Below are 19,821 nucleotides of genomic sequence, written 5' to 3' on the forward strand. Positions count from 1 at the left end.
TTCACCTGACGGCAAGTATAGAAACGTCTTCCGACAAGGATTGCGCAATCGACCTGCGCATTGCCGCATGAACAAGAACGGGCCGAAAGCTCTTCGGCTTCCGACCCGTTTCCTAGGACTATTCCTCTTCGTCTTCCCCGTCGTCATCGTCGTCCATGTCTGTAGCCTTGTGCATGGCCGCAGCAACGCTGTCGGGCGGCGCATCGACGCTCACGCCGGAGCGTTTCAGGACGATGACCTCGGAGTCGGCCTGCGACGCGTCTTTGAGCGCTGCCGCGCGGTTCGGGAACACCTTCGCCCGACGCAGCACGCGCTTGAGCTCGGATCGGGTATACCGATCCAGCGTCGGCATGAGCGCCCGGACGATGCGCACCTCCACGCCGCGGGAGTCGATCAGGTCGAGCAGCTGGACCAACCGGTCGGTCGCCGTGGTGTCCAGGCCAGTGACCTCGGAGATGTTCAGGATCAAAACGTCGGTCCCGTCGTCCATCTTGTCCAGGATGGACGCCTCCACCTCGTGGATGTTCATGAACGAAATCATGCCGCTGAGGTTCGCCACCGCATAATCCGAGGGGATTTTCATGCCGGCCGAAGCCCTGCGATCGCGGGTCACAAGCACGCCGCCACGCTCGTCGGTCTCGACCGTAACGACACCCAGGTACTTCTCGCTGTCGGTGTGCCTTTGACGCAGGAACAGCACCAGGAAGGACATGGCGACGCCCACAATGACACCCTGGGCTGCGCCGAGGAACACCACGGCTGCACCCGTGACAAGAAACACCAGGAACTCGACGGCCATCTTGCGGCAGTAGCGGATGATCTTTCCGAATTCGACCGCGGTAATGAGCGCGTCGATGACGATGGCTGCCAGCACAGGCTCGGGCAGGAAGTAGAGAACCGGGGCGGCGAACAGCACGACGATGAGCACCGCCGCCGCGGCAGCGATGGACACGATTTGCGAACGGGCGCCCGCATTGTCGCCTGCCAGCGTGCGGGAGAGGCTGGCGGAGCAGGTCACGCTGCCGATGAACGCGGAGAACAGGTTGGCGAAACCGAATGCGATCAGCTCGTGGTTTTCGTTACCTTCCTCGTCGTGCTTCATGGCGAAGATGTCCACCGTCAGCAGCGATTCGCATGCGGAAACCAACGCGATAAGCAAGCCGCATAGCGCCGCCAGCCCGATGTTGATGCTCTTGAAATCGGGCAGACCCACATCCGGAAGGCCGGCGGGAATCGACCCCAGAACGTCCACGCCCATCGCTTCGAAATCGAAGAACCAAGACCCGAACGTCGCAACCACCAGGACGATCAGCGAAACCGGGATGCGCGGTGCGAAGTGCTGGGTTATGAGAATGATGACCAATGCGGACACACCCAGCACAACCGACATGCTGTTGGCCTGGGTGATTGTCGCCGCGATGGCCGAAATATTCTGCACTATGCCGCTTCCCATGTCGGAGTGAAGGCCAATCATCTTGGGGAACTGGCCGACGATGACCACCACGGCGATGCCTGCGATGAAGCCGTGCATGACAGGCATCGGCACGAAGCGCATGACGCGCCCCGCCCCCACGACGCCCAGGATGATCAGGAAGATTGCCGAGAAGAACGCTATCAGAGGAATGACGGCCAGAGCCTGCTCCGAGCCGGCCACCACGCCCATGCCCGCAATGAGACCGCCCGTTGCCGCAACCGTGGCCGAATCCATGCCGAACACGATGTTGCGCGAACGGGTAAGCAGCGCGTAGACCGCCGTCGGGATAATCGAACCGTACAAACCGTAAACCGGAGGCAGGCCCGCAACCTGGGCATAACCCATTGCAACGGGAATGGTCAGTGCAGCGACCACCAGGCCCGCCATAATGTCTGTCAGCGGGTGCACATGACGCAGAAGCTCGACCCTGCGCGATGCTGCAAGCCACATCTCTCTCCAGACGCGTTGATAATCCATGCTCTCCCCAAGTCATGCGAATGAAAAAACCCAGGGTCATCAGACCCTTGGGGCCTCTATTTAAAAAACGAATGGGGTGCATTCTAATACAGAAGCGATTAAGAAACGCCCTTTCAGCCGTCACAATCGTGCGGAAGCCACGTCTGATTCACATAAACTGCTCAGTCTCTTGACCTGCAGCGCAAAAAAGCCGGACGGCGACTGCCATCCGGCTTGCAATCAGCATAAAGGCTGAATTATCGCTTCAACACACCGAGCAGGCCGCGGGCCAAGCCGTTGCCCAGCGTGCGGCTGAGGGATGTAAGCGCCGCATTGGCGATGCGCTCGCGGTCCCTGCGGCGGGCCGCCTCTTCCTTCTCGATGGCCTTCAGCTCGCGTTCGCGCTGGCGCTCGGCCTCGGCCACCATGCGGGCGAATTCCTTCTCCTCGGCGGCTTTGCGCTTGGCTTCTTCCTTCTCTATTTCCTTCTGGATACGGGCGGCTTCCTTCTCCGCGGCGATGCGCTCCTTTTCGGCCTGCTTCTCCAATTCCAGACGCAGCTTTTCTGCCTCGGCCTCGGCAGCCAGACGGTCCGCCTCCTCGGCTGCGGCGATGGCCTTCTTCTCCAAAATCTCGTAGGCGCTCACACGGTCGATCGGCGTTTTGTATTTCGGCATGAACGCGCCATTGTCAATGATGTAACGCTTGTCGTCGTCGGGCGCGGCATCCATGGAGCACGCCGGCGCGATGACCTTCGCGCGCTGCACCACCGACGGCTTTCCGTCGGCATCCAGGAAGCTGATCAGCGCCTCGCCCGTCGCCAGGTCGGTAATGGCCTCGCGTTCGTCGAAGTCGGGGTTGTCGCGGAAGCTGTCCGCGGCGGCCTTGATGGACTTCTGCTCCGCCGGCGTATACGCGCGCAGGGCGTGCTGCACGCGGTTGCCCAGCTGCGCCAGTACCTCATCGGGGATGTCGGCGGGGTTCTGGGTGATGAAATACACGCCCACGCCTTTGGAGCGAATGAGCTTGACGATCTGCTCCACCTTGTCGAGCAGGGCCTTCGGCGCGTCATCGAACAGCAGGTGCGCCTCGTCGAAGAAGAAGCACATCTTGGGCTTGTCCAAATCGCCCGCCTCAGGCAGCATCTCATAGAGCTCGGAGAGCATCCAGAGCAAAAACGTGGAGTACAGAAGCGGCGACTGGGCCAACTTCACGCAGTCGAGGATATTGACATAGCCCTTGCCGTCCTCGTCACATTTGAGCCAATCCTCCAGTTCAAGGGCGGGTTCGCCGAAGAATATCTCGCCGCCGGCATCTTCCAGCTCCAGAAGCGAACGTTGGATTGCGCCCACGGACGTCTTGGCAATCTGGCCGTAACGGGTGGTGTACTCCTGCGCGTTCTCGCCCAGGTAGGCAATCATGGACCGCAGGTCCTTCAGGTCGAGCAGCAGCATGCCTTCGTCGTCCGCCACGTGGAAGGCGATGTTGAGCACGCCCTGCTGCACGTCGGTCAAATCCAGCAGACGGGCCAGCAGCACCGGCCCCATCTCCGTAATGGTGGTGCGCACCGGCGTGCCTTGCTCGCCGAACACGTCCCAGAAGCGTACGGGGCACGCATGGAAATCGTAGTCGTACACGCCCAGCGCGGCCAGGCGGGCGACCAGCTTTTCCGTAGCCTGACCAGGCACGGCCATGCCGGACACGTCGCCTTTGATATCCGCGAGAAACGTTGGGATACCCGCGTCGCTCATGCTTTGGGCGATGGTTTTCAGCGTGACGGTCTTGCCGGTACCTGTGGCGCCGGCGATAAGCCCGTGGCGGTTGGCCATGTGGGGGTACAGATAGACGGGCTCGGTGCCCTGGGCAATCAGGAGTTTGTCGTCGACATACATGAGGGAATCCCTTCCGATGAAACGGCCGATGCATAGTCTCATTATACCGTGGCAGACACCGCGCGACTGGCATGAAACAATACAGGCGCCACACCGCCGTCGGCCTGCACCGATGCCCGACTGCTCCGCCTCAAGAGAGGACGCTACTGCGAATCGGTGGCCTTGCCGCAGTTCAGGATGGGTTCCAAATCGGGCGGCATGCAGGCGAGAACGTAGTCCACGAGGCATTCGCCAGACCGTCCGCTACTCGATATGGTCCAATCCATGTAAGCCTTCAGCGTCAGATAGTTGTAGTAATACAGCTCGAACAGCACTTTGTCAGTCAGGACCTCAGGGTCAAGCCGCTCCTCGATGATCTCGCGGTACACGCGGACGGAGCAATCCGCCATTCTGTCAAGCGGATGGATGACTCCGGGCACAGATTCCGTCGAATGCTCGACGTATGTGCCGAGGGATTCGACGATGCCGACGCTGCCCAAGAGCAGCGAGCGATAATCGCCCCAGGATTGAGCCGCCTGCCTCAACTGCATTTCATACACGTACTCGACAAGTTCGAACTTATCCGCAAAATGGTAATAAAAGGTACGGGAGGAAACGCCGCAGTTCCTGGCAATGTCCCCCACCGTGATGTCTTTGATCTTCGCAGAACCCAACAATTCGACGAAGGATTCGGCGATAAGCTGCTTCGTTCCTTTTCGCTCAATCATACAGTCCCTCCCCGTCAGCCGGAGACCTTCGTTTTTCATAAAACCACGATTTTGTGCAACTTTGTCATAACCGGCCGGCATTCAACATTGTAGCGCAGGTCACAGCCCCATTATTGTTTGCACAGCGAGAAAAACCGAAGAAGGGGGGAGCGTCATGATTGACAATTTCAAGACGAACAAGAATGGCATCTCGCGTCGTGGATTCCTGAAGACCACCGCTGCCGGCGGTGCAGCGCTTGCGGGTCTTGCCGCAGGATGCGCGCCCGAAGCGCAGGAAGCGACCGAAGAAGCAGCCGAAACCAATCCTGAAGGATACAGCCTTCCGCAGGTTGAGAAGGTGGAAGAGCAAATCTTCAACCAGTGCTGCCGCCCGAACTGCTTCAACACCTGCATGATGAACGTGCACGTGCGCGACGGCAAGGTGGTCAAGACCAGCCCGGCAGATTTCCCGAACACCGAGTTCAACCGCATCTGCCTGCGCGGCCTCTGCCATGTGGAGAACATCTACCACCCCGACCGCGTGCTGTACCCCATGAAGCGCGTGGGCGGCGAGCGCGGCAACGGCGAGTGGGAGCGTGTGAGCTGGGACGACGCCTTGAACGACATCGCCGAGAAATTCACGCAATACCGTAAGGAATTCGGCGATTCCAGCATCTTCCACATCGGCGGCTCGAGCTCGTACCATGCCACCACCGCCACTATCGGCAAGTTTTTCGGCGCCATCAACGCCTCCAGCATCAGCCCTTCGCTGGACATGGGCAACAACCGCGGCATCACCAGGGCGTTCGGCTTCGCCGGCCTCTGGCCCGGAAACGATCCGCGCGACTACCTCAACACCAAGACCCTGTTCCTTTGGGGCAACAACCTGACCGATGCGCAGATCCAGGACTGGCACTTCGTGGCTGACGCCATCGAGAACGGCACCTACGTGGTGTGCGTCGACCCCATCTTCACGCAGATGGCCGCCAAGTCGAACAAGTGGGTTCCCGTGCGCCCCGGCTGCGATTTGCCCCTCATCATGGGCATGATGAACGTCGTGCTGTCCGAGGACCTGGTCGATTGGGATTTCATGACCAATCACACCGTCGCGCCCTTCCTGGTGAAGGAATCCGACGGCCTGTTCCTGCGCATGAGCGACCTGGGCGTGGAGCCCACGGTGGTGGTCGACGAGGCCACCGGCACCGAGAACACCATCGACCCGTATGCCGTTTGGGACAGCGCCGCCAACGCCGCCGCTGAGCTGTCGACCGTGGCTGAACCCGCCCTGGAAGGCACCTTCGACGTGAACGGCGTCAAAGTAACCACTGCATTCACCCTGCTCAAGACAGAAATCGAAAAATACGACCCCGAAACCGCCAGCGAGATGTGCGGTATCGCGGCCGACGAGATCAGCGAGTTGGCCCACCTCGCCGTGGACGGCCCCGTGTACCACCGCGTCGGATGGGGCCCGCAGGCCTACGACAACGGCATCGCGCCGCACCATGCAGGTGCCACGCTGGCCGCCCTTACCGGCCAGATCGGCGAGCCCGGCGCCGGCTATGCGGCCGCCCAGTGGATGATGTTCCTGGGTGCCAACCCTGCCGTCAACGCCATTCCCGAAGGCATCGCCACCGACGCAACGCCTTCGCCTGCGATTTCCTACCCCGCTGCAGCCGATGCATTCACCCAAGGCAAGGCACCCGACGGAACGCCGTTCACCCCGAAGGCCGCATGGTTCTACTGCGGCAACCCCGTGTGCACCTGGTGCGATACGAACAGCCTGAAGCACGACATCCTGGACAAGTTCGAACTCATCGTCACCGTCGACAACATGATGACCGACACCGCGCGTTACTCCGACTACGTGCTGCCTTGCTCACACTGGTTTGAGTACGAAGACGCCGTCGTATACGGCAACTCGTTCCACCTGATCCACACCGAAAAGGCCGTGGAGCCCGCCGGCGAAAGCCGTTGCGACATGGATATCATGCGCGACCTGGCCAGCCGCATGGGCCTGCCTGAGAACTTCTATCAGGAAAGCAACGAGGCGTACCTGCGCGATTACTTCAGCGGCGATGCCTGCGACGCCATGGGCATCTCCTATGACGCGCTGTGCGAGCAGAAGGCCATTCGCGCGTACCCCGACCCGTATCAGATGTGGATGGACAAGACCTTCCTGACCCCCAGCACCCGCGTAGAGTTCTATATCGAGAACCCCTTCCCGTACAACGCAGGCTTCAACGCGCCCGACCTGTCCCGCGAGCACATGCCCGTCTGGTTCGAGCCGCGCGAGGCGCTGGACACCAACGCGCTTGCCGAGGACTTCCCCTTCCACCTGATGAGCGAGCGTCCGCGCTACCGCGTGCACGGCGGCTGGTCCTACACGCAGATCCTGCGCGAGCTTGACCCCGAACCGACCGTGAAGATGAACCCGTCCGACGCCGCCGCAAACGGCCTCGAGGACGGCCAGCATGTGGAGTGCTACAACGACAACGGCCATGCCGTGGCCAAGCTGGTGCTGAACGAAGCGATCCGCCCCGGCTGCCTGGTGTACCCCAAGAGCTGGCAAAGCGACCAGCATCTTGCCGGCGGTTGGTCCGAGCCGCTGTCGCACGTAAGCGACCCCGTGCTCATGAACCAGAGCTTCATGGACTGCCGTGTGGCCGTCCGCGCCTGGGAAGAATAGCTTGGTGGAGTAAGGAGAGATTGAAATGACCCAATACGGAATGCTTATCGACACCAAGCGCTGCGTTGCCTGCGGCACCTGCGTTGTGGGATGCAAGGTCGAGAACAACCTGCCCAAGGACATGTGGTACAACCGCGTGGTGAACGTGGGCGGCGAGAACCCCGATTCGCCCAGCGGCACCTACGCCGCACGCGACCTGGCCATGGGCGCCTACACCATGGCCTGCCAGCACTGCTCCAACCCGGCATGCGTCGAGGTGTGCCCCACGGGCGCATCCTGGAAGGACACCGAGACCGGCCTGGTGCTCATCAACTCCGACGACTGCATCGGCTGCGGCGCATGCCTGAACGCATGCCCCTACGACGTGCGCCGTCTGCAGGAAGGCGAACCGGTCAGCTACACCGGCTTCGACATGGGCGGCCAAGGCGCCCCCGTGCACAAGGCCAACGTCATGGAGAAGTGCACCTTCTGCGCGCATCGCGTGGTTGACGGCGAGCTGCCGTTCTGCGTGACGGTGTGCCCCGCCCGCGCCCGCATCTTCGGCGACCTGGAGGATCCCGAATCCGAGATCTCCAAGAAGCTGGCCGAGCGCGAGTACGAGCAGCTGTTGACCGAGGCCGGCACCGAGCCCAACGTCTATCTGCTGAAGTAATATCCGCGGCGCCGTTCCTTCCCCCTCCTGCAGCGGCGCAACGCAAACCCCCGCATCGTTTTCCGGTGCGGGGGTTTCTGCATTCTGCGAGGATACCTGAAAAGCGGACCGGCAGGCATTGCCTTGCCGGTCCGCTTCGGATCATTCGCTCGATTTTCGGGCGCGGACGCTTAGTCCTCTTCGTGGGGCTTGCGCTCGCCGAACTGTGCGTCGATGGACTCAGACAGCTTTGCCAGGATGCCGGCGAGCTGGTCCTTCTCCTCATCCGTCAGCACCGAGAAGATGTCCGCCGCACTCTTCTTGCGGTCTTCGGCCACCTTGGCTGCGCGGATACGACCCGCCTCGGTGAGGTACACGTTGATGACGCGCGCGTCCTCTTCGTTGTGCTTGCGGGTGATCATGCCGTCTTCCTCCAGCTTGGCCAGGGCCTGGGACAAAGACTGCGGACGGATGCCCAGTAGATACGCAAGGTCTTTCTGGCTCAAACCCTCCTGCATGGTGAGCGCCGCCAGGATACGGTTCTGGCCATGGCGACCGGAACCGCCCTTGCACTTGTGGTTGCCGTAGCCGTGGGTCGCCTCGGGGTTGTCGAAGGCCATGGCGTCACGGGACGAGCGATGGCCGTGGTGACAGTGGTGCCCGTGATGGCCATGGTGACCGCGGTGGCCGTGCTCGAACTCGATGGGGTTGCCGTCCTCGTCGTAGGATTTCTTCATGGCCCTGCGGCTGCGGCGGGAAAGCACGCTGACGCGCTGGAGCTGGTACATGAGCTCTTCGTTGTCGATGGTCATTTGGCTTCTCCTTAATCGTCGGTTGCGGCGCGGCTTGCTTTGCCGTCGCCAGACAATATGAACCGGGTTGTGTGACGGGATACACCCTACCATCGTCTGCGGCAGAATTGGTAAAGAACCTTACCGTTTCATGATACCTACAGATTAGTAAGGTTCTTTATTAATTACGGGATGGAGAGCCTGCAGCCTTCGTGGGTATTTTGGGACAGCGGGGACTGTCCCCTTTGTCCCATAAGGCGCTATTTCAGGACAGGCAGAAGGGCCTGGACCAGCATGCCGGCGCTGCGATAGTACGGCAAGCGGCTGTCAGCCTGCAGCTTTTCGGCGAAACGGTCGGCCCAGGTGTTCATATGCTCGTCGATGAACTGGGCATATGCAGCCTGCGCGCTGCCGCCGGGAAGCGCATCCAGGGTGACCGTGCCCTCTTCGGGCTCGGCGATGCCCGCGGCCCAAGCCGCCAGCACCTGCAGCAGCTCGAACTCGGTGGCGATATGGTCCAGCGGCTCGTTCGTGCCCTCGGGGCGACCAAGACCGCACTTCTTCATGAAGCGCTCAACGTCCATGCTGTGGGGATTCACGAACAGCAGGGCCTGCACACCGTCGTCGGCCGCACGCCACACGCCCTCATAGGGGCTGCACGCCGCCTCAGGGGCGCCGATGAACAGGCGGGTCGCCTCGGCACGCAGCGTATGGAACAGCGTGTCGCCGGACTGCGCCTCGCCTGCAGCGTTTTCGGTCAACGCCTCGCCGAAGGCTTCGGGCAGCGCAGCATCCAACACGCCCGCAATCTCGCGGGCCGCGTCGGCCCATTCGCCGTTCTCCAGCGCTTCCGCCAGCTCAGGTGCCGGATAACGAAGGGAAAACGCCAGCATTTCGCACGTCGTGGCGCGCACCTGCCACAGCTGCTGCTCTTCAGTCATATCCATTGGGGTTCCTTTCTCGATGAACGGTAGAGATGATACCACTCGATCATGGGTTTCACCTGCTCATACGGGAAATGCAGCGTATATCCCGAAACTCGCCATCAGGCAGATGCGGACGCGCCACTGGCATGAGAATGCGCCGGCAGAAGCGTTCCTGCCGGCGCACCGGGTCTAAAAGGACGCGTTAGGCGCAGCAGCTCTGAACCCAGGAGATGAAGTTCGAAGTGCTGTCTCCCGTGCGCTCGGCTGTGGTGTGGCCTTGGCCCCATACGGTCTCGAAATCGACTGACTCCACGCCTGCCGCCTGCTGCAGCGCCAGCGCCAGATTGATCTCGGTGGCAGACGCCGTATCGCCCTGCTCGATGCCCGTACGAATGCGCCAGTGGGGCGCCGGCACCGAGGTGCCTTCCCCGTCATAGCTCGGGCACAGGTAGTACATGGGGTTGTACAGATTCTGGCGGCCTTCGCTCAGATTGCCAAGCTCGTCGGCTTTCTCCAGGTCGGCTGCGTATTCATCAGGATAGGACGAGTCCCAGCCCTCCAGTTCGGCATAGGTGTCGGCGCCGGCCAGCAGCAGATCGGCCGTGCAGAAGTCGAAGTGCAGCGCATCCTCGTCGCCCGTGCCGAAAACCTTGTTCTCGGCCTGGCTGCGGTCCAGCGCGTCGAAGGCACAGACGTCCTTGCTCGGGCTCTTGCATGCGTTCACGAATCCGACAAGGCCGCTGATGGAAGCCGTGTTGGTGCCGGAATCATAGGTGATCCACTCGGAGTCGCCGTTCAGCTCCGCAATGTAATCCTCCACCGTCTCGTAGGTCGTGGATCCGGAGCCTTCGGAATCCGAGGACCCGCCCATGGCGCCAGGCGCACCACCCGAAGGTGCCTCACCCGAAGGAGCCTCACCCGAAGGGGCCTCACCGGAAGGGGCTTCGCCTGGCATCTCACCTGACGGGGCGCCGGATCCGCCGCCTGCCGCGCCCATGTCGGCGTTGAACGCATTGGACGGCGTATAGGGAAATTCCGTGTCCGCCAGGAAGTTGTTGAGGGAACGTTCCACCTCGGCCACCACATAATCGTAGTAGCTGCCCTGGGTCTTGATGCCTTCGCCGCCGTCTTCCAAGGTCAACTCGTTGCCGTCTGCATCCCGCAGGCCCAGCACGTTGATGTAGTCTGCGTAGGCCTCCGCCATGTCCTGGCTGAGCTGCGCCGTGAAGGTCCCTTCGGCGCGGGTGCCGCTGCTCGCGAACTGGCCCATGTTCCACTCGTAGGCCTCGTTGGCGTAGTCGAGGTTGGTGATGGGGCACCAGCACATGGCGCCCATGATGGCGTCGGAGATGTCATTGCCTTCGTCATCCTGCAGAGCGGCGCCGATGGTCTCCAGATAGGGAGTATAGCCTTCGGCGTTACCCGTGGCGCCCAAGATGGCGCTCTGGGCACCGCCGCCCGAATGGCCGAAGCTGAAGATGCGGTCCTTGTCGCCGGGGATGTTGCCGCCGTTATACCGCAACGTGCGGACGGCGCTCTTCAGGTCCGTGACGCCCCAAGGCGCGCCGCCTGCGAAGGTGTCGCCGTTGTCGCGGCCTCGGCATCCAGCGTACACGTAGATCAGGCCGGCCTCGAGGTAATCGCCCAACCCGCTGTAGCTGTACTCGGTAGGCGCCGCCTGCGCGCTGTAGCCTGCGGTGTTGATGGGCATCACGATGGGAGCCGTGGTTCCCGTGAAGCCGTTGACCTCGTTTCCGTCGTTGACGGTGCAGGTGAAGGTTCCGTCGCCGTTGTCGGTGGCATCCATGTACGCCCCGGGGACGAAAATGCCCATGGACTCGTAGTCGGCGGCCTGGGGTGCGGCGCAGTAGGCCACGCCGATTTGGTAATAGACGTCGTTGTCGGCGTCGTAGTTCCAAGCCGCCGTGTCGATGGCCAATGCCGTGTTGGCCAACTCGACCGGTTCCACATCGACGGCGGCCGTCGCGCTTCCCGAGGCAGTACCCGATGCAGTGGTGTCCTGGTCCTGGGCACAGGCGGCCAGGGCGGCCGAGCCCGCGACTCCGGCGGCTCCGATGGCGAGCATTGACAAGAAATTGCGGCGGGTGCAGGTTGTTTTGGTCATGACGTCCTCCCATTCGTCTTCAGCAGTGCTGCTGGGGTCTTCCTTTCGATGGCATCATAGTAGGGGGCGAACCTGAATCGTACCTGAAACGCAGGCCCCCGCCTGCAAACGCCGCGGCAACGAAACGGCAACGGCGGAAGCCCTCGCCTTCGGCTCGGATGCGGACAGGCGCGTCGGAGGCGATGCCTTGCCCGGCAACAAAAAAGCCGACCCGGACGGATCGGCCTTTGGACGTTTCGACTAGTCCCGCGTCAGCTTACGGTGCAGGCGGTGCGGCTTGGCAGCCTCTTTGCCCAGGCGCTCCTCGCGGTTCTTCTGGTAGGCTTCGAAGTTGCCCTCGAACCAGTACCAGCGACCCGGGTTGTCGTCGTCGCCCTCCCACGCCAGGATGTGCGTGGCGATGCGGTCCAAAAACATACGGTCGTGGCTGACCACCACCGAACAGCCCGGGAACTCGAGCAGGGCCGACTCCAGGCTGGACAGGGTTTCCACGTCCAGGTCGTTGGTGGGCTCGTCCAGAAGCAGTAGGTTTCCTCCTTCTTTCAGCGTGAGCGCCAGGTTCAGACGGTTGCGCTCGCCGCCGGAAAGCACGCCCGCCGGCTTCTGCTGGTCGGATCCCTTGAAGCCGAAGGCAGCCACGTAGGCGCGGCTCGGCACCTCGGTCTCGCCGACGATCATATAGTCCTGCCCGCCGGAGACGACCTCCCACAGCTTCTTGTTCGGGTCGATGCCGGCGCGGTTCTGGTCGACATAGGAAATCTTGACGGTCTCGCCCACTTCAAGCGTGCCGCTGGTCAGCGGCTCCAAGCCCACGATGGTCTTGAACAGCGTGGTCTTGCCCACGCCGTTGGGGCCGATGACGCCCACGATGCCGTTGCGAGGCAGCTCGAAGGACAGATCGTCGATCAGCACGCGGCCGTCGAATTCCTTATGGATGTGGTCGGCCACCAGGACCTTCGAACCCAAGCGCGGGCCCACGGGGATGTGGATGTCGGTGTAGTCGACCTTCTTGGCGGCAGCCGCCTCGGCCACCATCTGCTCGTAACGTTCCAGACGGGCCTTGTTCTTGGCCTGGCGGGCCTTGGGGCTGGAACGCACCCATTCCAGCTCTTTCTGCATGCGCTTTGCGAGCTTGGCCTGTTGCTGGCCCTGCGCTGCGATGCGGGCGGCCTTGGTCTCCAGATAGGTGGAGTAGTTGCCCTTGTAGGGGAACAGCTGGCCGCGGTCCACCTCGCAGATCCATTCGGCCACATTGTCCAGAAAGTAGCGGTCGTGGGTGACGGCCAGCACGGCACCGGGGTAGTTCTTCAGGAACTGCTCCAGCCACAGCACCGACTCGGCGTCCAGATGGTTGGTAGGCTCGTCTAAAAGCAGCAGGTCAGGAGCCTCAAGCAGCAGACGGCACAAGGCCACACGCCTGCGCTCGCCGCCGGAAAGCACGTTCACCGGCGCCTCGGGGTCGGGGCACTGCAGCGCATCCATGGCCTGGGACAGCTGGCTGTCCAGATCCCAGCCGTTTGCGGCGTCGATTTCGTCCTGCAGCTTGCCCATCTCGCTCATGAGCGCGTCGAAGTCGGCGTCGGGATCGGCCATCTCCTCGCCGATCTGGTTGAAGCGTTCCACCTTCGCCAGAATGGGGCCGAAGGCCTGCTGGATGTTCTCGAGCACGGTCTTGTCCTCGTCCAGCGGCGGCTCCTGCTGCAGGATGCCCACCGTGTAGCCAGGGGTCAGACGAGCCTCGCCGTTGGAGACCTCCTCCAGACCGGCCATGATCTTGAGCAGCGTGGACTTGCCCATGCCGTTGGGCCCGACGACGCCGATTTTCGCACCGGGGTAGAAGCTCAGCGTGACGTCGTCCAGGATGACCTTGTCGCCGTGGGACTTGCGCGCGCGGAACATCTGGTAGATGAATTCGGCCATGTGCGCCTCCTTATATATGCATTGCGGATGTAAGTCCCGTCATTCTCGCATACCGAAGCGCGGTTTCCCCGTTTTCGACGGAATGAACGCAACGCCGGGCCGCGCGTCCGGACGCCCGGTGAAATGCCGTGAAGGTTATGCCGAATGCGCCACAAAGGGTATGATGGGAAGCGACCGAACGGAGGCGCCCCCATGCTGGATATCCAACGAGTGCTTAAAGCGAAACCCAAACCCCACGAACGAGCCGAGGCCGTGCGCCTGGACACGCCGTGGACCGCAGAGCTTGCCGAAGGCACGCCGCTGTGCGAGCACCCTCGCCCGCAGTTCGCCCGCAGCGGCATCGACATCCTCAACGGATGGTGGGACGTGGCCTTCGGGCCCAAGCCGGAAGGTTCGCCCAGCATCGACGACCATCCCACCTTCGATGGGAAAATCCTGGTCCCCTTCTCCCCCGAGGCCCCCGCGTCAGGCGTCGGGCGGCGGCTCGAACCCAACGAGACCCTGTGGTATCGCCGCACCTTCGACATCCCCGAGTTGGCCGGCAAGCGCCTGCTGCTGCATTTCGAAGCCGTGGACCACGCCTGCACCTGCTGGTGCAACGGCAAGCAGGTGGGCACGCATGAGGGCGGCTACCTCCCCTTCGCCTTCGACATAACCGATGCGCTGGTGGGCGTGTCGGCTGAAATCGTCCTGTGCGTGACCGACCCCAGCGACACGGGCACCCAGCCCCGCGGCAAGCAGAAACTGCAGGCGGGCGACATCTGGTACACGGCACAAAGCGGCATCTGGCAGACGGTCTGGCTGGAAGTGGTGCCTGCGGCCCATATCGAAAACGTGCGGATGGATGCGAACCCCGACGACGGCGCGCTGCATGTGCGGGCGCGCACCGCAGGCCCGGACGGGGATTTCTACGTGTGGCTGCTGGACGGTGGCCGCCTGGTGGCTGAAGCCTGCGTCCAGACGGAAAACGGCGTCGCCGCCATCGACCTGCCGGTGGAACGACCCTGCCTGTGGTCGCCCGACGACCCGTATCTCTACAGCGTCCAGCTCGCTTTCGGCGACGACTCGGTCCGCAGCTACTGCGCCTTCCGCACGGTAGGCGTCGAGCGGGACGCGGCCGGCACGCCCCGGTTCTGCCTCAACCACAATCCGGTGTTCCTGCGCGGCGTGCTTGACCAGGGCTACTGGTCGGACGGCCTGCTTACGGCCCCGTCCGATGCTGCCCTGATCCACGACATCGAGTCCGCCAGGCGCCTGGGGTTCAACATGATTCGCAAGCACATCAAGGTGGAAAGCGACCGCTGGTATTGGCACTGCGACCGGCTGGGCATGCTGGTCTGGCAGGACATGGTAAACGGCGGAACGGACTACAGCTCCTGGCACACAAGCTACAAGCCCACGTTGTTCAGCTGGTCGTGGACGCGTTTTCCCGACGACACGCCGAAGCACCGCAGCGCCCTGTCCGCAGGCGACGCCGCCATGCGAAAAGCTTGGACTGACGCCTGCATGGGCACGGTTCGGCATCTGGCCAATCACCCGAGCATCGTCACCTGGGTGCTCTTCAACGAGGGTTGGGGGCAGTTCGATGCGGCGGCCGCCACAAAGGCCGTGCGCGCCGAAGACCCCACACGCCCCATCGACGCCACCAGCGGCTGGTACGACCAGCGGTGCGGCGACTATTTCAGCATCCACAACTACTTCCGCCCGCTGGAGGTGCTGCGCGACCCAGCCGCCACGCCGCGGGCCTTCGTCCTGTCCGAATTCGGCGGGCTGGCCTACCATGTAGACGGCCACAGCGCGCTTGAGCTGGACTACGGCTACGAGACCTATGCAAACCTGGACGAGCTGAAGACGGCCGTCCGCGCACAGCTTGCCGCCGCCGAGGCGCTTGAATCAAAAGGGTGCTGCGGATACGTGTACACCCAGCTCAGCGATGTGGAAGAGGAAACGAACGGTCTGCTGACCTTCGACCGGAAGATAAACAAGCTCGTAAAGGAATGAGATGATCCGACCCGTTGTGAAAAACGAGCTGGCGCTCAGGGCGCCCAGCAGCCCCGCAACCGTCGCCGACCGCAGCGTCGGCCAAGACCTGATGGACACGCTGCGGTTCCACTCCCACGAGTGCGTGGGCATGGCGGCCAACATGATCGGCGTGGCGAAGCGCATCATCGTGTTCGACGACGCCGGCACGCACCGCCTGATGTACAACCCGGAAATCACGGCGAAAAGCGAGCCGTACCAGACCGAAGAAGGATGCCTTTCCCTTACGGGCCGCCGCCCCGCCACGCGATACCGGCGCATAGAGGTCACGTTTCGCGACGAGAGGTTCGCTTCCCGCACCGAGGCATTCGAAGGCTGGACCGCCCAGATCATCCAGCACGAGATCGACCACTGCAACGGCATAGTCATCTAGCCGCACGGCACAGACTGCGGCATATCGGTATTCGGGTTCCGGATAGGACGGCTGCTAAGGCATCGCGCCTAATAGCAGGAAGCGGTGAACCCGTCCACCCGGCTCATCCTGCGGTATTCCAGGGGCGTCATCTTCTTCAGGCTCTTGAAGGCCGATGCGAATTTGCTCTGGTTCTCATACCCCACGCCGATGGCGATCTCGCCGACGGTCATGTTGGTGGTCGCCAGAAGCACGGCGGCCTCGTCCATGCGGCGGCGCTTCATATACATGGGAATGGATTCGCCGTACATGCTGTAGAAATAGGATCGCAGCGACGACTCGCTGATGCCGTACCCTGCGGCGACCTCTGCGACTGGCGTCCGCTTGCGTAGATCCGAGACCATGCTTTCGATGGCGCCCTGGGCCATCATCATCTGCGAAGGCGTCAGCCAGATCCTGCGCGCGATGTTGTCGTCGGGCTCCATGGCCGCGACGGCGTTCAGGCATTGCGCGAACAGCAGCCGGCGATCGGCCCTCGGGGCGTTGCGATGTAGCACGGCATGGTTCATGGCCGCCTGTAAATCGGCGGGCGCCAGCGCCAGGAACGCTTCCCCGTTCGGGCACAGACGGTCCTCCAGCTCGAATGGGTCTATGTCCAAATCCTGCAGGAAGCGCGGCAGCCGATTGCTGATGGTGTCGAAGTCGATAAAGAATTTGATGCCGAGGAACCTGCCCGTCGGCATGCTCAGCGGCGTGCGCGTGTCGTCCAGGTGCACGGCGATGCGACCCGGCTCCAGAAAAGCCGAATGACCCTCGTTTACGTCAATCCTGCAGCGACCCTCGCTGCAGGCCATGATCGTCAAACCGTATTTCTTCGGTTGCGTCATCAGCGGAACGGTGCCCATGAAGAAGTCGCCCGCAGAAAAGCGAACGCCGGTGAACAGCTCGTGGACGAATATGTCACCGTATTCATCACCCATCGAAAACGATAGGCGATACCCCCCGTTTTGCATTTTCGACCGTGTGACCACACAAGGGGCACGCGCCTCATCAACACCCGTTTCCAGTTGCTCCATACTTCTCCCCAAAAGACCCATCCAAAAGCACTGCAACGTTCAAGGCTCTTCCCATCGGCTGGAGCCGACTAAAGCATTTCTTGTTACGAGGCATTATTTCCCGAATACGTTTCTCGTATCTACTCCGTTTTTTCTTTTTGGCTCCAATTCGTATTTATTTACCGTCTTTAACTGTAATTTTGCATTCCATACAATCAATAGCAGGGTTTTTGCGGGTCTCAACACGAAAACATTCATGTTAGCTGCGAGCTAACCATCGGGCGTGAACCCGGCGAAATGCCGCCTTTCGCACTTTAACGGCTTGCTTATCGACTCCGTTTTCGTCAAGAGCATCCAGAAGTGCGCATGTCAATATGCAAATGGACGACCGAGCCCCGCATTCCGCCGAAACGCAACGTCTGCGCTTTTCGCGAAGCCCGCCCCTTTTGAAATATCTACTTGAATACGAACGGATGTTCTCTTATAATGGCGCTTCTAAGGAGGTGACCTATGATTCTCAACACTGGGGCCAGAACCGATACCGTGCAGTATTACAGCGAATGGCTGCTCAACCGTTTTGCGGAGGGGTACGTGCTGTCCAGAAACCCTCTGTTTCCGGAAAAGGTCACCCGCTACGAGCTCACACCGGAAGCCATCGACCTGGTCATGTTCTGCTCGAAAAACTATGAACCCATCTTGCCGCGCCTACACGAGATAACGGATCGGTTCAACACGTATTTCCACTACACCATCACGGCCTATGGCCGCGACATCGAGCCGGGCGTCCCCTCCGTCGATGACAGCATCCGCACCCTCCTCAAGTTGGAACGCCAGGTGGGAAGACAACGCATCGTTTGGCGCTACGATCCAGTGCTTCTGCTGGGGCCCTACACCGTCGAGCGCCACCTGCAAACTTTCGAGCACCTCTGCTCCCATTTGGCCGGGCACATCGATCGCTGCGTTTTTTCGTTCGTAGGCATGTACAAGAAGCTGCAGCGCAACATGCCGGAGCTCAAGCCGGTAAGCGCCGGCGACAAGCTTCTGCTGGCAGAGCAGATGGGGCTCATCGCGCACAAGCACGGCGTAGTGCTGCAAACCTGCGGCCAAGCCGACGATTACACGCGGTTCGGCATAGGGCCGTCGGCCTGCACCAGGCTGGATATCATGGGGCCCGCCAATAACGTTGAATTCCGCAACCTGAAGCACAAAGGCATGCGGGCGGGCTGCGGCTGTTTCGAAAGCCGCGACATTGGTGCCTATAACACCTGCCCCAACGGGTGTCGGTACTGCTACGCCAACTACGACCACGCCCAGGCGGCACGCAACTACCAAAACCACAATCCGGCTTCGCCCCTGCTCATCGGCAACCTGTCGGATCAGGACGAAATCGTTCCAGGGTCTCAGAAAAGCCTCTTGAAGAAAGAGTTCCGACCAACCGCGCATGAACCAGGCACTCCTGTGCAGGAGTCCCTGTTCTAGCGCTGCCTATACAAAAAGGCCGACAGGATTACCCTGCCGGCCCGCATAAAACACAAGCATCAATCGAATTGTCGAAGTGATTTGGACAGGCGCTTCAAGCCTTCCCGCAGCACATCCTCCGATGCGCAGTAGCCGAGACGTGCGCCGCACGGCAGCTCGAAGCGGCTGCCTGGAACCAGCAGGACGCCCTCTTCCTTCAACAGGCGAAGGCAGAACACCTCGTCGTTCTCGGGAATGTCCAGGCGCATGTAGCTCACGCTGACACCCTTCGGAGGAATCCAGCTTGCGCGGGGCTCGGTGGCCATCCACTCGTTCACGATCTCGCGGTTCCTGCGGATGATGCCCAGGTTGCGCTCGATAATCTTGTCGCGGTTACGCAGCACGTAGGTGGCCAGCGCGTCGTTGAACACGCCGCTGCAGATCATGGTGTAGTCGCGCAGCACGCGCATGCGGTCTGCCAGTTCCTTGTTGCTGACCGTCCAGCCGCATCGGGCCGCAGGTACGCTGTAATCCTTGCTCACGCTGTTGGTGGCTACGCCCTTCTCGTACAAATCCACGATACTCGAGCACTTCTCAGGATCCTCCAAGGGGAAGAACACCTCGTCGCAGAGCACCCATGCGTCCACGTGGCGGGCTATCTCGACGATCTCCTCCATCATCTCGGTGGTGATGACCGCACCCAACGGGTTGCTGGCGTTGTTGATGCAGATGAGTTTGGTGTCGGGGCGCACAAGCTCCTTCAGCTCGTCGATGCGAGGCTGCCAGCCGTCCTCCTCGTGGATGTGCCAGTAGTCCACCTCGGCGCCCAGGGCGCGGGGCAGGTCGTACAGGGGCTGATAGGTGGGATATTCCGCCACCACATGGTCGCCCGGTTCCACCAGCGCCATGATGGCGTTAAGGTTTGCTCCCGTGCCGCCGTTCATCTGCAGCACGTTGTCGGGGTCAACGTTCTTATACAGCTTGGCGACCTCGGCCTTGAACTCCGCGGACCCTTCGATCCAGCCGTAGTTCATCTTCTCGCGGTCCAACCGCTCGTAGAAGGTGGCACCGTCCTGCCCGTCCAGCGCGAGGATCTCGCCCATGGTAAGGCTGCTGATGGTCGATTGGCCGATGTCCCATGTCGCGTCGTGCTCCCAGATGTTCAGGAACTCTTCGACGCCGATGGTTCTGATTTTCATTGGTAACCTCCCTGAAACCGCGGGACAAAGGGCTACGTCCCCATTGTCCCACGAGAAAGAGAGGCGGGGCAACGAAAACCTGTGGTCGTTGCCCCGCCGCGTACTGCTTGAAGAAGCGGTCTCTTCTATG

The 19,821-nt window shown here is 61.7% G+C and carries 14 protein-coding genes; 5 read left to right on the top strand and 9 right to left on the bottom strand.

Annotated features, from left to right (window positions below; genetic code table 11):
* Nucleotides 1–118: 118 nt before the first annotated feature.
* From SHEL_RS10900 to SHEL_RS14540, 3 genes are all read right to left on the bottom strand, one after another.
* The gene (locus tag SHEL_RS10900; protein ID WP_083762330.1) at nt 119–1,951 is read right to left on the bottom strand and encodes a SulP family inorganic anion transporter; all 1,833 of its coding nucleotides are present in this window, start codon (nt 1,949–1,951) and stop codon (nt 119–121) included.
* 236 nt (nt 1,952–2,187) lie between these two features.
* A complete protein-coding gene (locus SHEL_RS10905; protein WP_012799332.1) occupies nt 2,188–3,822 on the bottom strand; it encodes a helicase HerA-like domain-containing protein in 1,635 nt (544 codons plus the stop codon).
* 143 nt (nt 3,823–3,965) lie between these two features.
* Nucleotides 3,966–4,529 carry a TetR family transcriptional regulator gene (locus SHEL_RS14540; protein WP_012799333.1) on the bottom strand — a complete coding sequence of 188 codons (564 nt, stop codon included), beginning with the start codon at nt 4,527–4,529 and terminating at the stop codon, nt 3,966–3,968.
* A gap of 154 nt (nt 4,530–4,683) precedes the next feature.
* On the opposite strand from SHEL_RS14540, the gene SHEL_RS10915 reads away from it, so the two are divergent.
* Together SHEL_RS10915 and SHEL_RS10920 are read left to right on the top strand one after the other, a co-directional pair.
* Nucleotides 4,684–7,194 carry a molybdopterin-containing oxidoreductase family protein gene (locus tag SHEL_RS10915; RefSeq protein ID WP_012799334.1) on the top strand — a complete coding sequence of 837 codons (2,511 nt, stop codon included), beginning with the start codon at nt 4,684–4,686 and terminating at the stop codon, nt 7,192–7,194.
* Nucleotides 7,195–7,219: 25 nt separating this feature from the next.
* On the top strand, nt 7,220–7,846 hold the full coding sequence (locus SHEL_RS10920; RefSeq protein WP_012799335.1) for a 4Fe-4S dicluster domain-containing protein: 627 nt from the start codon (nt 7,220–7,222) through the stop codon (nt 7,844–7,846).
* 170 nt (nt 7,847–8,016) lie between these two features.
* Here the strand turns inward: SHEL_RS10920 and SHEL_RS10925 are convergent, their stop codons facing one another.
* The 4 genes from SHEL_RS10925 to ettA all read right to left on the bottom strand — a co-directional run bounded on the left by SHEL_RS10925 (nt 8,017) and on the right by ettA (nt 13,587).
* On the bottom strand, nt 8,017–8,637 hold the full coding sequence (locus SHEL_RS10925) for a MarR family winged helix-turn-helix transcriptional regulator (RefSeq protein ID WP_012799336.1): 621 nt from the start codon (nt 8,635–8,637) through the stop codon (nt 8,017–8,019).
* Between the two features lie 239 nt (nt 8,638–8,876).
* Nucleotides 8,877–9,563, bottom strand: coding sequence for a TorD/DmsD family molecular chaperone (locus SHEL_RS10930; protein ID WP_012799337.1), 687 nt, complete (start codon nt 9,561–9,563; stop codon nt 8,877–8,879).
* Between the two features lie 181 nt (nt 9,564–9,744).
* Nucleotides 9,745–11,667 carry a subtype A tannase gene (locus SHEL_RS10935; RefSeq protein ID WP_012799338.1) on the bottom strand — a complete coding sequence of 641 codons (1,923 nt, stop codon included), beginning with the start codon at nt 11,665–11,667 and terminating at the stop codon, nt 9,745–9,747.
* Between the two features lie 240 nt (nt 11,668–11,907).
* A complete protein-coding gene (gene ettA / locus SHEL_RS10940) occupies nt 11,908–13,587 on the bottom strand; it encodes an energy-dependent translational throttle protein EttA (protein WP_012799339.1) in 1,680 nt (559 codons plus the stop codon).
* Nucleotides 13,588–13,779: 192 nt separating this feature from the next.
* Between ettA and SHEL_RS10945 the strand changes: the two genes are divergently transcribed.
* Nucleotides 13,780–15,588 carry a glycoside hydrolase family 2 protein gene (locus SHEL_RS10945; RefSeq protein WP_012799340.1) on the top strand — a complete coding sequence of 603 codons (1,809 nt, stop codon included), beginning with the start codon at nt 13,780–13,782 and terminating at the stop codon, nt 15,586–15,588.
* 1 nt (nt 15,589) lies between these two features.
* Entirely contained in the window at nt 15,590–16,000 is a 411-nt protein-coding gene (locus SHEL_RS10950; RefSeq protein ID WP_012799341.1) for a peptide deformylase, read from the top strand.
* Between the two features lie 68 nt (nt 16,001–16,068).
* On the opposite strand, the gene SHEL_RS14545 is transcribed toward SHEL_RS10950, so the two are convergent.
* Nucleotides 16,069–16,959, bottom strand: coding sequence for a helix-turn-helix transcriptional regulator (locus tag SHEL_RS14545; protein ID WP_050749577.1), 891 nt, complete (start codon nt 16,957–16,959; stop codon nt 16,069–16,071).
* A gap of 585 nt (nt 16,960–17,544) precedes the next feature.
* Between SHEL_RS14545 and SHEL_RS10960 the strand changes: the two genes are divergently transcribed.
* Complete coding sequence (locus SHEL_RS10960; RefSeq protein ID WP_012799343.1) at nt 17,545–18,513, top strand: DUF1848 domain-containing protein; 969 nt, start codon at nt 17,545–17,547, stop codon at nt 18,511–18,513.
* A 59-nt stretch (nt 18,514–18,572) separates the two neighbouring features.
* Here the strand turns inward: SHEL_RS10960 and SHEL_RS10965 are convergent, their stop codons facing one another.
* Nucleotides 18,573–19,691 carry an aminotransferase gene (locus SHEL_RS10965; protein WP_012799344.1) on the bottom strand — a complete coding sequence of 373 codons (1,119 nt, stop codon included), beginning with the start codon at nt 19,689–19,691 and terminating at the stop codon, nt 18,573–18,575.
* Between the last annotated feature and the right edge of the window lie 130 nt (nt 19,692–19,821).

The sequence above is a fragment of the Slackia heliotrinireducens DSM 20476 genome, from assembly GCF_000023885.1.
Lineage (GTDB): Bacteria > Actinomycetota > Coriobacteriia > Coriobacteriales > Eggerthellaceae > Slackia > Slackia heliotrinireducens.